Origin of the sequence: Rhizorhabdus dicambivorans, assembly GCF_002355275.1 — a bacterium.
GTDB lineage: Bacteria > Pseudomonadota > Alphaproteobacteria > Sphingomonadales > Sphingomonadaceae > Rhizorhabdus > Rhizorhabdus dicambivorans.
In genome coordinates this window covers 1,838,573-1,852,008 of record NZ_CP023449.1, presented here as the reverse complement: position 1 = coordinate 1,852,008, position 13,436 = coordinate 1,838,573, and the positions used below count along the sequence as shown (strand labels likewise).

Annotated in this window: 12 protein-coding genes; 4 read left to right on the top strand and 8 right to left on the bottom strand. The window is 66.5% G+C overall.

Annotation, left to right across the window (positions count from 1 at the left end; all coding sequences use genetic code 11):
• Positions 1-78: 78 nt before the first annotated feature.
• The 3 genes from CMV14_RS08890 to CMV14_RS08880 all read right to left on the bottom strand — a co-directional run bounded on the left by CMV14_RS08890 (position 79) and on the right by CMV14_RS08880 (position 4,714).
• Positions 79-2,574, bottom strand: coding sequence for an ABC transporter permease (locus CMV14_RS08890; RefSeq protein WP_066964253.1), 2,496 nt, complete (start codon positions 2,572-2,574; stop codon positions 79-81).
• 137 nt (positions 2,575-2,711) lie between these two features.
• Positions 2,712-3,392 (bottom strand): ABC transporter ATP-binding protein, encoded by a 681-nt coding sequence (locus CMV14_RS08885; RefSeq protein WP_066964250.1) that lies wholly within the window; start codon positions 3,390-3,392, stop codon positions 2,712-2,714.
• A gap of 11 nt (positions 3,393-3,403) precedes the next feature.
• Positions 3,404-4,714: an efflux RND transporter periplasmic adaptor subunit gene (locus tag CMV14_RS08880; protein WP_066964247.1), complete on the bottom strand. Its 1,311-nt coding sequence runs from the start codon at positions 4,712-4,714 to the stop codon at positions 3,404-3,406.
• A 265-nt stretch (positions 4,715-4,979) separates the two neighbouring features.
• Between CMV14_RS08880 and CMV14_RS08875 the strand changes: the two genes are divergently transcribed.
• A complete protein-coding gene (locus CMV14_RS08875; RefSeq protein ID WP_066964243.1) occupies positions 4,980-6,365 on the top strand; it encodes a sigma-54-dependent transcriptional regulator in 1,386 nt (461 codons plus the stop codon).
• Positions 6,355-7,689, top strand: a complete 1,335-nt coding sequence (locus CMV14_RS08870) for a sensor histidine kinase (RefSeq protein WP_066964240.1) — start codon at positions 6,355-6,357, stop codon at positions 7,687-7,689. The genes CMV14_RS08875 and CMV14_RS08870 overlap by 11 nt, the downstream gene beginning before the upstream one ends.
• Before the next feature lie 6 nt (positions 7,690-7,695).
• Here CMV14_RS08870 and CMV14_RS08865 read toward each other — a convergent pair whose 3' ends face one another.
• Positions 7,696-8,043 (bottom strand): ATP-binding protein, encoded by a 348-nt coding sequence (locus CMV14_RS08865; protein WP_238147235.1) that lies wholly within the window; start codon positions 8,041-8,043, stop codon positions 7,696-7,698.
• A gap of 116 nt (positions 8,044-8,159) precedes the next feature.
• Between CMV14_RS08865 and CMV14_RS08860 the strand changes: the two genes are divergently transcribed.
• Together CMV14_RS08860 and CMV14_RS08855 are read left to right on the top strand one after the other, a co-directional pair.
• Entirely contained in the window at positions 8,160-8,594 is a 435-nt protein-coding gene (locus tag CMV14_RS08860; protein ID WP_066964520.1) for a FecR family protein, read from the top strand.
• Positions 8,591-9,178 carry an OmpA family protein gene (locus tag CMV14_RS08855; protein ID WP_238147234.1) on the top strand — a complete coding sequence of 196 codons (588 nt, stop codon included), beginning with the start codon at positions 8,591-8,593 and terminating at the stop codon, positions 9,176-9,178. The genes CMV14_RS08860 and CMV14_RS08855 overlap by 4 nt, the downstream gene beginning before the upstream one ends.
• A 3-nt stretch (positions 9,179-9,181) precedes the next feature.
• Here the strand turns inward: CMV14_RS08855 and CMV14_RS08850 are convergent, their stop codons facing one another.
• From CMV14_RS08850 to CMV14_RS08835, 4 genes are all read right to left on the bottom strand, one after another.
• Positions 9,182-11,194 carry a CHASE2 domain-containing protein gene (locus CMV14_RS08850; protein ID WP_066964232.1) on the bottom strand — a complete coding sequence of 671 codons (2,013 nt, stop codon included), beginning with the start codon at positions 11,192-11,194 and terminating at the stop codon, positions 9,182-9,184.
• 16 nt (positions 11,195-11,210) lie between these two features.
• Entirely contained in the window at positions 11,211-12,179 is a 969-nt protein-coding gene (locus CMV14_RS08845) for an MBL fold metallo-hydrolase (protein ID WP_066964229.1), read from the bottom strand.
• Between the two features lie 85 nt (positions 12,180-12,264).
• Positions 12,265-12,603 (bottom strand): STAS domain-containing protein, encoded by a 339-nt coding sequence (locus CMV14_RS08840; protein WP_066964226.1) that lies wholly within the window; start codon positions 12,601-12,603, stop codon positions 12,265-12,267.
• Positions 12,604-12,706: 103 nt separating this feature from the next.
• Complete coding sequence (locus tag CMV14_RS08835) at positions 12,707-13,402, bottom strand: glutamine amidotransferase (protein ID WP_066964223.1); 696 nt, start codon at positions 13,400-13,402, stop codon at positions 12,707-12,709.
• Positions 13,403-13,436: the final 34 nt, after the last annotated feature.

The following is a 13,436-nucleotide window of genomic DNA, read 5'->3' as shown; positions in this document are numbered from 1 at the left end:
GTTTACAACCTCTCCATCAGCGTAACGGTCGAGCGTGGCTACCCCTCCCCACGCTGCGCGTAGGGAGGATCTTAAAATTCATTCATAGCGCAGCGCATGGATCGGGTTCGCCCGCGCCACCCGGAAGGCATGCGCACCGATCGTGCCGATCGCGATGACCAGGGCCAGCAGGCCGGCGGCCAGGAAGGGCGTCGGCCCCAGCGCGATGCGGGTATCGAAGCTGTTCAGCCAGTCGCGCATCACCCACCAGGCAATCGGCCAGGCGATCAGGTTCGCGACGAGCACCGGACGGCTGAACTGCCAGACGAGCAGCCGGACGATATCCGGCGTACGGGCGCCCAGTACCTTGCGGATGCCGATCTCCTTCGTGCGACGTTCGGCGGTGAACGCGGCGAGACCGAACAGGCCGAGGCAGCCGACGATGATCGACAGGATCGCGAAGCCCGCGAAGGTTTTCGCCCGCGCGTCGTCGGCCTCGTAGAGTTCCTGGATCACGTCCTCGCTCAGCTTGGCGTCGAAAGGCACGTCGCTGGTGATGCCGCGCCACGCCCGCTCCAGCCTGCCGCGCATGTCGGCCGGATTGCCGTGGTAGCGGACGACCAGGAATTGGTGGCCCTGATGCGCGTTCTGGAACGCGATCGGATCGAGCGGCAGGCGGACCGAGCGGAAGCGCGCATCGGCGACCACACCGACGATCGTCGTCGGCACCAGCCCATATTCGCTCTGGACGAGGCTTGCCTTGAAGGTCTTGCCGATCGCCTGCGCCGGGTCAGCAAAGCCGAGGCGCTTCGCCGCCAGCTGGTTGATCACGACATTGACGCCGCGCCGGGCCAGTGCGGTCTCCGCCGTCCCGTCATCGCCATAGGGGATGGTGGAATCGTCCATCGCGCGATCGTCGAACCAGCGACCAGCGACCAGCTTCAGCCCCATCGCCTCCAGGAAGCCGCGGTCGACATTATAGCTGTCGATCGAGACCGGCTCCGATCGGCCGGGCAGGTTCCAGCCATTGCTGCTGTTGTTGTCGGTGCCCACGCCGATGCCGCTCCTTCCCACCGCCTCGATGCCGGGAACGCGCTTCATCTGCTCGACGATCATGTCGCCCTTATCGATCAACTGAGCACGGGAGAGCCCCTCCATCTGAACGATATTCTCGCGCTTGAAACCCGGATCGACGGTGCGGGCGTAAACAGTCTGAAGATAGACGACAGCAGTACAGATGATCAGCCCGATCGACACCGCGAACTGGCCGACGACCAGCACGTTGCGCAGCCGGCCCGATCCGGAGGTCTCAGCCGAGGACTTGTTGGCCTTGAGCACCGTGGCAGGCTGGAAGCGCGACAGGAAGAAGGCCGGATAGAGGCCACCCAGTACGCCGACGACCAGCACCAGCGCGATCACAGGCAGCGCTATACCTCCGCTGCCCAGATAGACGACCGCCAGATCGGCGTTCAGGAAATTGGCGAGGAACGGCATCGAAAGTTCGACCATGGCCAGCGCGATCAACATCGCGAGCGCCGCGATCAACAGCGATTCCCCGATAAACTGGACGATCAGCTGGCGGCGGTTGGCGCCCAGCACCTTGCGCAGCGCCACTTCACGCGCGCGCTGGCTGGCCCGGGCGGTGGCGAGGTTGGTGAAGTTGACCACCGCCATGCCCAGGATCAGCAGCGCGATGATCGCGAAGGTGGCAATCGTCCGGCGATCGTTGCCCGGGGTCATCGCGCCATCCTGCCCGGCGCCGAGATGAACGTCCCTGACGTTGACAAAATGCCAGTCCTGCTCGTCCCCCTGGTTGGTGCGCAAGTCACCCTGCATAACATCGGGAATGTTGCGCTTCTCCCAGGCCGGGAGCATCGCCTCCATCGCCTTCACGTCGGAGCCGGGTTTCAGCCGCAGATAGACGAACCCGTTCTGGCAGCCCCAGCAGGTAAGCTGTTGCCGCCCTTCCGGCCCCCAATAAGCGGGGATGTCCATGCGGATCAAAGCGTTGACCTTGAAGTGCGAAGACTTCGGAATATCCTTCAATACGCCGACAATCCGATAATCGACATGCTTGCCCCGGGTGATCACCGACATTGTCTTGCCGACCACATCCTCGGCCCCGTAGCGCTTCACGGCTTCGGCTTGCGTGATGAAGGCTTGGCCATTTGCGGTGAGCCGGCGCGCGCCGCGCACCACCGGAAAAGGCACGATGTCCAGGAAATCGCCATCGGTGAACCAATAATTCTCAGTGTAGGAGGTCTGGCCCTCCTTCACGAACACGGGGTTGTTGGTGAACAGATAGGCAGCGTTGGCGACCTGCGGGAAATCCTTCCGGATCGCGGCCGCCGATGTGTAGGTCGTCAGCTGGAGACGCTGATCCTCCCCCGTATCGCGCCAGTGATACCAACTCTGCAGCTGGTAGATATTCTCACTGTTCGGAAGCCAGCGATCGTAATTCATCTCGTAGCGGACGAAGAGCAGGATCAGCAGGCAGGCCGCCATGCCGATGGCGAGGCCGAAGATGTTGATGAAGGCATAGACCTTGTTCTTCGCCAGCGCCCGGATGCCGACCGTCAGATAATTGCGCCACATATCCCTGCCCTTCCATTTTCGTCACCCCAGCGGAGGCTGGGGTCCATGTCTGTCTCCGCTCGCGATGGCATCTGATGCCGGGAGAGACATGGATTCCTGCCTTCGCAGGAATGACGGCTCTTATGTTCTGCTTGCCCTCAAGCCGCCCGGCGGCGCTCGACCAGCACCCGGCCGTCGAGCATGTTGACGACGCGGCTCGCATAGTCGGCATGGGCCGGCGAATGGGTGACCATCACGATCGTCGCCCCGTCGCGGTTGAGCGCCTGGAGCATGCCCATCACCTCCTCGCCATGCTGGGTGTCGAGATTGCCGGTCGGTTCGTCGGCCAGGATCAGGTCGGGCCGGCCGACCACCGCGCGTGCGACCGCGACCCTCTGCTGCTGGCCTCCCGACAGCTGGCTCGGCCGGTGATCGGCGCGGTGGGCGATGCCGACCCGGTCCATCGCCGCGCGCACCCGGTTGCGCCGTTCGGACGCCGGGATACCGTGATAGAGCAGCGCCAGCTCGATATTCTCGGCGACGGTCAGCTCGTCGACCAGGTTGAAGCTCTGGAAGATGAAGCCGATGTGGCGCTTGCGGACATCGGCCAGCTTCGCCTCGGGCAGGCCCGCCACCTCCTGGTCGTGAAAGCGATAGGAACCGCCGGTCGGGCTGTCGAGCAGGCCGAGGATGTTGAGCAGCGTCGATTTGCCGCAGCCCGACGGCCCCATGATCGCGACGAACTCGCCCGCGAGGATGTCGAGGTCGATCCCGTCGAGCGCGGTCGTCTCGACCGTGTCGGTACGGTAGACGCGGCTCAGGTTGCGCAATGTGAGCATAAGATGTCCTTTCAGTCGCGCTGGAGGTCGAGCCGCGTCCTGTCGAGGAAGCCGGCATAGGATGAGGTGATGACCTTCTCGCCGGGATCGAGCCCGTCGAGGATTTCGATATAATCGCTGTTGCGGCGGCCGAGCCGGACGGCGCGGCGGATCGCGCCGTCGCCGTCGGGATCGACGACGAACACCCAGGCGCCGCCGGTGTCGGTGTACCAGCTGCCGCTGGGCAGCAGCCGCGCCGGGCTCGGATCGCCGAGGATCAGCTTCGCCTGGAGCGACTGGCCACGCTGCATCCCGGCCGGCTCGGGATCGACGAACCACAGGTCGACCTGGAATTCGCCATTCTTCACCTGCGGATAGATCTTGGCGACCTTCATCCGATAGGTCTTGCCGCCCAGCTCGATGGTCGCCTTCTGCCCGGGCTGGACCCGGCCGAGATAATATTCGTCGACCCCCGCCTCCAGCTTGGTGCGGCCGGGGCTGTCGATCTGGCCGATCCGCTCGCCCCGGCTCATCGACTGGCCGACCTGGATCGAGAAGGCGGTGAGCTGGCCCGATACCGGCGCGCGCAGCTTGAGCTGATCGAGATTGGCATGGGCGATGGCGAGCGCCGACTGAAGCGAAGCGGCGGTGGCACGGAGCTGCGACAGCTGGCTCGACTGGAGCCGCTCGTCATTGGCCTGCGCGGCGCGGAGGACGCGGCCGCGCTTCACCTGATATTGATAATCGTCCGAGGTGTCCCGGAAGACCCTGCCCGCGACGAACCCCTTCGCGGCGAGCGGCGCCTGCAATTCATATTGCCGACGGGCCTTGGTCGCATCCAGATCGGCCTGGATGATGTTGCGTTCATTCTCCAGGCGCGTGCGCGACAGGGCCAGTTCGGTGGTCCGGAGATTGTTGAGCTGCTCGGCCACCTCGGTCTCGCGTGCCAGCGTCGAGAGCTGGAGGTCCGCATTGGAAAGCTCGGCGAGCAGTTGCCCCTTCACCACCGTGGCCCCGTCCTCGACCAGGATCTTCTCGACCCGACCGCCTTCGACTGCGTCGAGATAGACGGTCAGCAGGGGGGTGACGCGCGCGCGCAGGGGCAGGAAATCGTCGAAGGTGCCCTGTTTCACCTCGGAGATGGCGAGACGCTGCGCCTCGACCGTCTGGCTCGATCCGCGCGGCGCGAACCACCAGAACAGCAGGATGGCGGCGAGCAGCAGCGCTATCCCGCCCCCGATCTTCATACGCGGCGACAGGCCCTTTTTCTCGATGACCCGGTCCATCGCGCCGCCGCTATGGGCCGCGGGCTCGGGTTCATTCTTCATGGGGACTACGCTCATGGCGGCGAGCTACGCAATCGGCGTGCCAAGTGGGGAAGACCGGATTTCCAGCGATCCTGCTGAGCGACCGTCCATTTTCGGACAGTCGGACTGTCCGCATCCGAACATTCGTCACCCCAGCGAAGGCTGGGGTCCATGTCTCTCCCGTCATCCGATGACATCGGAGAAGGCCACAGACATGGATGCCAGCCTTCGCTGGCATGACGTACTAAGGGTTGGCACGACCCTTGATTGTCCAATTCCGGACAGTCCATAGCTACCGAGCATGACATTGAGCACATTCGATCTGGCGATCATCGTCGACGACGATCAGGACATTCTGCTCGCCGCGCGGCTGACGCTGAAGAACATATTCGCCGAGATCGCGTGCTTCACCTCGCCGGATGAGGCGATGGCCGCCATCGCCGCGCGCTCCCCCGACGTGATCCTGCTCGACGCCAATTTCGCGCGCGGCGCCACCGACGCGGCCGAAGGCTTCCACTGGCTCGAACGCATCCTGGCGGACGATCCGGACGCGGTCGTCGTGCTGATCACCGCCCATGCCGGCGTCGGCATCGCGGTGGAGACGATGAAGCGCGGCGCCACCGATTTCGTCTCCAAGCCCTGGTCGAACGACCGGCTGCTCGCCACCGTCGCCACCGCCGCCAGACTGCGCGCTTCGCGCCGCGCCACCGATGTCGAGCGTGCCAAGGTATCCGCCCTGTCCTACCCGGCGGGCGGGACGCCCCTGCTAGGCCGCTCGCCCGCGATCCGCCATGTCCTTTCGCTGATCGAGCGGGCGGCGCCGACCGAGGCCAATGTCCTGATCCTGGGCGAGAACGGCACCGGCAAGGAACTGGTGGCGCGCGAGATCCACCGCCGTTCGCGCCGCGCCGCGCACGCGCTGGTGTCGGTCGACATGGGCGCGATCGCCGAAAGCCTGATCGACAGCGAGCTGTTCGGCCATGTGAAGGGCGCCTTCACCGACGCCCGCGCCGACCGGATCGGCCGGCTCCAGGCGGCGGACGGCGGCACGTTGTTCCTCGACGAGATCGGCAACCTGCCGCTCCATCTCCAGCCGCGCCTGCTGACCGCGCTGGAACAGCGGCAGGTGACCCCGGTCGGATCGAACAAGTCGGCCGCGATCGATGTCCGCATCGTCTCGGCCACCAACCTGTCACCCGAGCGGCTTCATGACGACCGGGTGTTCCGGCCCGACCTGCTGTTTCGGCTCAACACGGTCGAGATAGAGCTGCCGCCGTTGCGCGAACGGCCCGAGGACGTGCCGGTGCTGCTCACCCATTTCCTCGATCTCTACGCGCGCAAATATGGCGCGCCGGAACGCGAACTGCCCCGCGACGTGCTGGCCGCGCTCCAGGATTATAGCTGGCCGGGCAACGTCCGCGCACTCCGTCACGCCGCCGAGCGCGCCGTCATCCTGGCACAGGGGGACGCCTATGCGCTCGCCGATTTCCCGCTGTCGCGCGGCGCCCCGGCGGTGAAGATCCAGGCGACTGCTGCTCCAGCGACCGATCTCAACCTCGAACGCGCCGAAAAGCAGATGATCGAACGCGCGCTGCAGAAACACGCCTACAACATCTCGGCCGCCGCCGCCGAACTGGGGCTGACGCGCGGCTCGCTCTATCGCCGGATGGAAAAGCATGGCCTTTGACCGGCACTTCTCGATCGGGCTGGCCTGGCGGTTGACGGCGGTCGCGCTGACTCTATGGGCGCTTGTCTATAGTTTCGAACGCGCAGACCTTGTCGCCACCAAATTGCTGGCGGCGGTCATCGCCGCCATCGCGATCTGGGCGCTGTGGAGCTATGTCCGCCGTACCAATGTCGAGTTGGCGCGCTTCATCGAAGCGGTGACGCATGGCGATCTGTCGCAGGGCTTCTCCTCGCACCGCCATGGCGGCGGCTTCGACGCATTGGGGCAGCAGCTCGACAGCGCAATGCGGCGGCTTCGCGAGGAACGGGCGCAGGCGGCCGACGCGGGCCGCTTCAACGCCGCGTTGGTCGACGAGGCGCCGGTCGCGCTGCTCGTGATCGATGGCGAGCGGGTCGAACTGGCCAACCGCGCCGCGCGCAAGCTGTTCGGGCGGACCGAGGCGGTGCGGATTGCCGACTATGCCCCCCACGGCGCCGATTTCGTCGCGGCGCTCGAAGGCAGCAGCCGCCGCATCGCCGCGATCGAGATCGACGGACGTCCGCAGCGCGCGGTGCTGACCGGGGCCGAGATCCATCGACTGGGCCATCCGCTGCGCCTGCTCACCGTGCAGCCGCTGCACGGCGAACTCGACGCGGTCGAAATCGCCGCCCAGGCCGATCTGGTCCGGGTGCTCACCCATGAGATCATGAACTCGATGACCCCCGTCGCCTCGCTCGCCCAGAGCGCCGCCGGGCTGATGGCCGAAATAGAGACCGACGATCCTCGCATCGCCCCCCAGATCAGCGACGCCCGCCTTGCCGTCTCCACCCTCGCCCGTCGTGCCGAAGGGATCATGCATTTCGTCGAAGGCTATCGGGCCTTCATCCGCACCCCGACGATCCGCGCACGGCGCTTCCCTGCGGGCCCCTGGGCGGAGGAGATGCAACGCCTGTTCGCCGCCACCGCCGAGGGCCAGGAGGCGGAACTGGCCATCTCGATCGTTCCGGCGGACATGGTGCTCGACGGCGATCCCGACCTGATGGCGCAGGCGGTGCTCAACCTGCTGAAGAACGGTGCCGAAGCCGCGATCGCGGCGGGCCGTGCGCCGCGCCTGAAACTGTCGCTCGGCCTGATCGCGGGCGGGCGCAGCTCGATCATGCTGTCGGACAACGGCCCCGGCATCGCCCCCGATCAGGCGGGCGACATCTTCCTGCCCTTCTTCACCACCAAGGCGAAGGGCACCGGCGTCGGCCTCAGCCTGGTCCGCCGCATCGTCACCGCCCATGGCGGCACGATCACGATCCGGCCCAGCGACGCCGGAGCGTGCATCGAGATGATATTGTGATCGCGCTCACGACACCCACATCTTCAGCAGCAGCCTGTTGCGCCCGTTGCCCGATTGATAGTCGACGATCTCCGCCCAGGCCTTGACCAGGTCGATGCCGGCTCCGCCACCGCGCTCCGGAATTCCGGCGTCGGGATCGTCGCTGCGCGGATCGAAGGCGACGCCGCTGTCGCTCAGCGCGATTGCGATCGCGCCCTGCTCCTGGGTCAACACCAGTTCGATCAGCCCGTCCGCCGCGACACCGCCATGCTCGACGAGATTGGCCACCAGTTCCTCGACCACGATCACCAGCCGGGCGCCCAGGTCCGGCTCCAGCCCGCGATCGAGGCAATATTGCTGCGCGCCCTCGACCATCGCGTGGACGGCATCCGCGCCTGTGCAACGGATTGTTAACGACACCGAATTCGAGTCGCGGGACACCATGATTCCGCCTATGTCACGACTCCTCGGTCATGGGGATGGCGAACATCATGAAACCCGCAATGATGGTGATGCTCGGAACGGCGCTGATCGCCCAGTCCGCAATGGCTGCGGAGATCGGCCGGATCAAGCGCAGCATGGGCACGGCCTCGGTCGAACGCGGCAAGGCGAAGCTGGCGCCGGTGCCCGGATTCCAGCTCCAGTCGGGCGACAGGCTGGTCACCGGCAGGGACGGCCAGATGAGCCTCACCTTCATCGACGACACCCGCTTCTCGGTCGGGCCGAACAGCAGCATCGCGGTCGACCAGTTCGACTATAACCGCACCACCCAGGCCGGCAATTTCGTCACCCGCGTCAACCGTGGCTCGCTCGCGGTCGTATCGGGGCAGATCGCCAAGTCTAAGCAGGATGCGATGAAAGTCCGCACGCCGACCTCGCTGCTGGGGGTGCGCGGCACCCGCTTCATCGTCGAGGTGCCGAAGTGAGCCCCGCATGTCTGGCCCCGCTGATGCTGGCGGGGCTGCTCGTCGGCTGCGCCACGCCGTCATTGACCCTCCTGCCGAGCGAGGAGGGCAAGCAGGGCGCGGTCGCGGTGATCGAAGAGAATGGCGTGGCACGCGAGACGGTGGTGAGCGAGCTCAACAGCCGCACCAACCTGTCCGGACGGCCGCGCACCAGGAGCGTCGACCCGAAGCTGAGCGCCCGCCAGCGCGCGCTGCTGGATACGCTGCCGCCGCCGCCCGTGCGGCTGACCCTCTATTTCCGGGAGGGAACGACCCAGTTGACGTCAGAATCCGAACCCGGGCTCGACTTTCTCAAGAAGGAGATCGCCGGACGCCCGGGGGCGGAGGTCCAGGTCACCGGCTATACCGACACGCTCGGCAGCGACGAGGATAATGACCGGCTCTCGCAGCGCCGCGCCGAGGAGGTTCTGGCCGCGCTCGCCGATCAGGGCCTCGACCGCGATATGATGAGCGCGGTCGGCCGGGGCGAGCGCGAATTGCGGGTCAGGACCGACGATGGCGTGCGCGAGCCCGCCAACCGCCGCGTGGTGGTGACGGTCAGGTAGAACTCACCCCAGATACCGGATCGCCATCACCGTCAGGTCGTCGGTCGGATCGGTGCCCTCCTCGAAGACCCGCACCGCATCCCGCATCGCATCGACCATCGCGGTGGCACTGGCCTTGCCCTGGAGCGCCTCCAGCAGCCGTTCATGGCCGAACAGCGCGCCCGCGCCATTCTGCGCCTCGCTCACCCCGTCGGAGATGATCACCAGCGTCTCGCCCGGCGCCAGCTTCATGGGCTCGTCGGGATAAGGGAAGTCGACGATGCAGAAGGGAGGCCCGCCGTCCAGCTTGTGGATCGCGATCGCGCCGTCCCTGCCGATGTGCAGCGGGTCCTCGTGCCCCGCGCTCATCAGCACGGTCTCGCCGCTCGACAGGTCGATGATGCCGATCAGCATGGTGACGTTCATCGACTCGCTGTTGTCGCGCATCAGCTCCTCGTTGAGGATGAAGGCGGCATCGGCGAGGCTCGGAACGCCGCGCAGCACCACGCTTTTCGCCAGCGCCTTGCTCAGCGCCATGAACAGGGCGGCCGGCACCCCCTTGCCGGTGACGTCGCCCACCAGGAAGGCGACGCGATCGGCATCGATCCGGATCACGTCGTAAAGGTCCCCGCCGATCGACTTGGCGGGCTCCAGCAGGGCATCGATGTCGAGGCGCGGGTCGAAGGCGGCAAGGTCCTCGCGCGGCGGCAGCATGCCGAGCTGGATCGAGCGTGCCGCCTGCAGTTCGGCGCCGGTCGCGGCCGAGGCGATCTGCTCCTGCACCAGCGCCCCGCGCAGCCGCTCGCGCTCGCGCCGCGCCTCGACGAAGGTCGCCGCCGCGACGCCGAGCGCGGTGGCCCCGGCGAGCAGCAGCGGCCGCAGCGGATCGATCAGCAGCGATCCAAGATCGAAGGCCAGCCAGCAGCCGATCGGCAGGGCAATCGCCAGCCCCACCGGCAACAGCAGCCAGCGCCGCCGCGCCGCCAGCAGCAGGATGAGCAGCGACAGCAATGCGCCAAGCGCCCATTCCAGCGGCGCCGCCCAGCGTGGCCGATCGAGCCAGCCGCCGCGCAATATCGCATCGACCGCCTGGCCCTGCACCAAGGTCCCGAACGCCTCCGCCTCCAGCGGCGTCGCGACGATATCGGGTGTCCCGGTCGCCGACAGGCCGATCAGCACGATCTGGCCGGCGAAGGCATCGGCTGGAAAGCCCTGCCGCAGCAGGTCGACCGCCGAGCTGATCTGGGTGGACGGGAAATGGCCGAAGCGCAGCAGCATGTCGCCCGATTCATCGACCGGGACATGCTGCCTTCCGACCATCACATGGCCGGCGTCGGTCCTCAGCTCTTCCTCACCCAATGCAACACGGGCCAGCTCCAGCGAAAGGCTGGGCATGGGACGCCCCCCCGCCTTCACCAGCATCGGTATCCGGCGAACCTTGCCATCTCCATCGGGCTGGCCGTTGAGCAGGCCATGGCCGAGCGCCCAGGGCTCCAGTTCGGGGATGTTGGCGATCGCCCTGGGATAATCGGGCAGGCGCGGCGGAAGCTTCCCCTTGATCTCCGGATCGACGATCAACTGCGCCGGATCGCCTCCGTCATCGGCGACACCGGCCCGGCCCAGCACAACCGGGGCGCCGCCGATCACCTGCCCGAACAGCTTGTCCATCGGCGGCAGCGCCTGCACCTCCGCGGCAGCCTCGGGGCTGAGTTCGGGATAAAGGCGGGCGAAGAGGTCGGGCCGGACCCGGTCGGGCTCCGGAAAGGTCATGTCGAAGCCGATCGCACTGGGCCTGCGCGCGGCGATCTGCTCGGTCAGCCGGCCCATATGATAGCGCGGCCAGGGCCAGGGCCCCACCTCGGCGATGCTCTCGGCATCGATCAGCACGACATGGACCCTGGTGCCCGACAGGTCGCGCGGCGCGGCGCGCTGCCACCAGTCGAACAGCGGCCGCCGCATCGCCTCGCCAGACATCGCGCTCAGCGCCGCCTCCAGCAGCAGCGCGACGATGCCGGCAATCCAGATTCGGCGGGTCATGGGAATGCCCCAGTTCCTACAGCCTCACCTCTAGGCCGTCATAGGCGCACAGCACCTCCAGCGGATCGTCACGCCGGGTCAGTTCCTCATAGCGGATGCTCTCCTTGTGCATCCGCTGGATATCCTCGTCGCTGTAGATCGGCTCATGGTGGAACAGCGCCAGCCGCTTCGCCCCCGCCTCATGGCAGATGTCGATCGCGACGATGTTCGAGCTGTGCCCCCAATCCTCCTTCATCGAAACCGCGTCGGCGAGCGAGTACATGGTGTCGCAGATGACGAGATCGGCCGCGCGGAAGAAGTTGGCGACGTCGGCCTCGCCCTCCATGCTCTCGATCTTGTGCTCGCTGTCGGTCGAGAACACAGCCGTCTTGCCGGTCGGATCGGTGAAGCGATAGCCATAGCTCTTGTGGCTGTGATGCTGCTCCATCACCTCCACGTCGAGCCCGCCGATCCGGTAGGTCTCGCCCGGCGCCAGCACCTTGAATTCGATCTTGGCGCGCAGCCAGTCGAACGCCACCGGGAAGCTGATCTCTTCCTGCTGGCGGCGGAAGGCCTGTTCGACATCCTCATGCCCGGCATGGATGACGATGTGGGAATTGGGATCGAAGGCGGGCCCGAAGAACGGGAATCCACCGATATGATCCCAGTGCAGGTGCGACATGAAAACGTTGAAGACGCGCTTGTGGCCGCCTGCCATCCGCCCGAAGGCGCTGATCCCGAACTCGCGCGATCCGGTGCCGAAGTCGCATAGGATGAACGAGCCGTCGCCGGCCGAGGCCTCGATCTCGACGCAGGTGGTGGCGCCGCCGTAGGTCGCCCCGGTGGCGAAATCGAGTTCGCCCTCGACGAAGGCGGTGGCCTCCGCCTCGTCGGCGAAGCGACGTCCGCCGGCGGCGACCAGCGCCTTGGCGATCTTGCCCTTTATGGCCCCCGCGGTCGGCGCCACCGCCAGCGAACCGCGCGTTCCCCAGAAACGGACCAGCATGGACCTTACCCCTCGCTAGAGCGATTTCGAGGCAGATAGGCATATCTGCCGGCTCGGAAATCGCGGGAAACTAAAGCTTCGACAATCAGCCGGCGAGTGCGGCGTCGACCGTCTCGGTCACCCCGAACAGCTTGTCGTAGCGGCTGATCGCCAGGATCTCGCGCACGATCGCATTGGGCGCCGCGAGCAGGATACGCACCCCCGCGCCATCGGCCTTGCGCTTGGCCAGCGTCAGCGCGCGCAGGCCCCGCGACGACATATAATCGATTCCCGAACAGTCGAGCACCAGCCGGGCCGACGCATCGGCCGCGCGCGTGACGGCGCCTTCCAGATTCGCGCCGAATCCCTGCGCCGTGCTCTCGTCGATCTTGCCCTTCGGCGACGCGACCACCGCCCCGTCCCGTGCTTCCTCCGACCATATCATAAAGCAACGCCCCCCTGCCTCGAATCGATGCTAGCCCCAATTCGTTGCGCAGGGAAGTTGGGCAATTACGGGTATCGGCCGGCTTACCTTCACACCCGGACGGCTATTCAAGCCGGTCGAGCCAGTCCGCGATCATCCGGCGGCCGGCCGCCACCGCCGCCGATCCATGCCGGTCGTGCTGCTCGCGCAGCCCGGCGATGGTCTGCCCTGCCGCAGCGACATAGGGTTCGTCCTCCAGCCACACGTCGAAGCGCGGGTCCTCGCCCATTTCGGGGTGGCATTGCAGCGCCAGGATATTGCTGCCGCGCCGGAACGCCTGGTGCGCATAATGGCCGGTCGAGGCGAGCAGTTCGGCGCCTTCGGGCAGGTCGAATGTATCGCCATGCCAGTGCAGCACCGGCACGTCCTCGATATGCCGCAGCGGCGATCCCTGCCCCGCCGCGCTGATCGCGACCGGCGCGAAGCCCACCTCCTTCACCGGCCCCGGATAGACCCGCGCGCCCATCGCCGCCGCCATCATCTGGCTGCCCAGACACACCCCCAGGGTCGGCCGATCGAGCAATATCCGCCGCGCCAGCCGGACGATTTCGCAGGCGATCCAGGGATGGCTGTCGGTTTCATAAACGCCCATCGGCCCGCCCATCATCACGACCAGATCAGGCTCGTCGAAATCGATATTCGCGAAGTCGGGATCGGTGACGTCGATCCGGTCGATCTCGTACCCGGCGGCCTCGACCGGCGCACGAAAGCCGGCAATGCCTTCATAGGGGGTGTGGCGGATGATGAGCGCGGTCTTCATGCTGCGAGAGTAGCGGAGCCGCGGCCGAAGCCAA

Excerpts from the sequence above, each read along its gene's own strand:
- CMV14_RS08845 (WP_066964229.1), bottom strand. The coding sequence starts at position 12,179 with ATGCTGGTCCGTTTCTGGGGAACGCGCGGTTCGCTGGCGGTGGCGCCG.
- CMV14_RS08850 (WP_066964232.1), bottom strand. The coding sequence starts at position 11,194 with ATGACCCGCCGAATCTGGATTGCCGGCATCGTCGCGCTGCTGCTGGAG.
- CMV14_RS08875 (WP_066964243.1), top strand. The coding sequence starts at position 4,980 with ATGACATTGAGCACATTCGATCTGGCGATCATCGTCGACGACGATCAG.
- CMV14_RS08865 (WP_238147235.1), bottom strand. The coding sequence starts at position 8,043 with ATGGTCGAGGGCGCGCAGCAATATTGCCTCGATCGCGGGCTGGAGCCG.
- CMV14_RS08885 (WP_066964250.1), bottom strand. The coding sequence starts at position 3,392 with ATGCTCACATTGCGCAACCTGAGCCGCGTCTACCGTACCGACACGGTC.
- CMV14_RS08835 (WP_066964223.1), bottom strand. The coding sequence starts at position 13,402 with ATGAAGACCGCGCTCATCATCCGCCACACCCCCTATGAAGGCATTGCC.
- CMV14_RS08840 (WP_066964226.1), bottom strand. The coding sequence starts at position 12,603 with ATGATATGGTCGGAGGAAGCACGGGACGGGGCGGTGGTCGCGTCGCCG.
- CMV14_RS08880 (WP_066964247.1), bottom strand. The coding sequence starts at position 4,714 with ATGAGCGTAGTCCCCATGAAGAATGAACCCGAGCCCGCGGCCCATAGC.
- CMV14_RS08890 (WP_066964253.1), bottom strand. The coding sequence starts at position 2,574 with ATGTGGCGCAATTATCTGACGGTCGGCATCCGGGCGCTGGCGAAGAAC.
- CMV14_RS08860 (WP_066964520.1), top strand. The coding sequence starts at position 8,160 with ATGAAACCCGCAATGATGGTGATGCTCGGAACGGCGCTGATCGCCCAG.
- CMV14_RS08870 (WP_066964240.1), top strand. The coding sequence starts at position 6,355 with ATGGCCTTTGACCGGCACTTCTCGATCGGGCTGGCCTGGCGGTTGACG.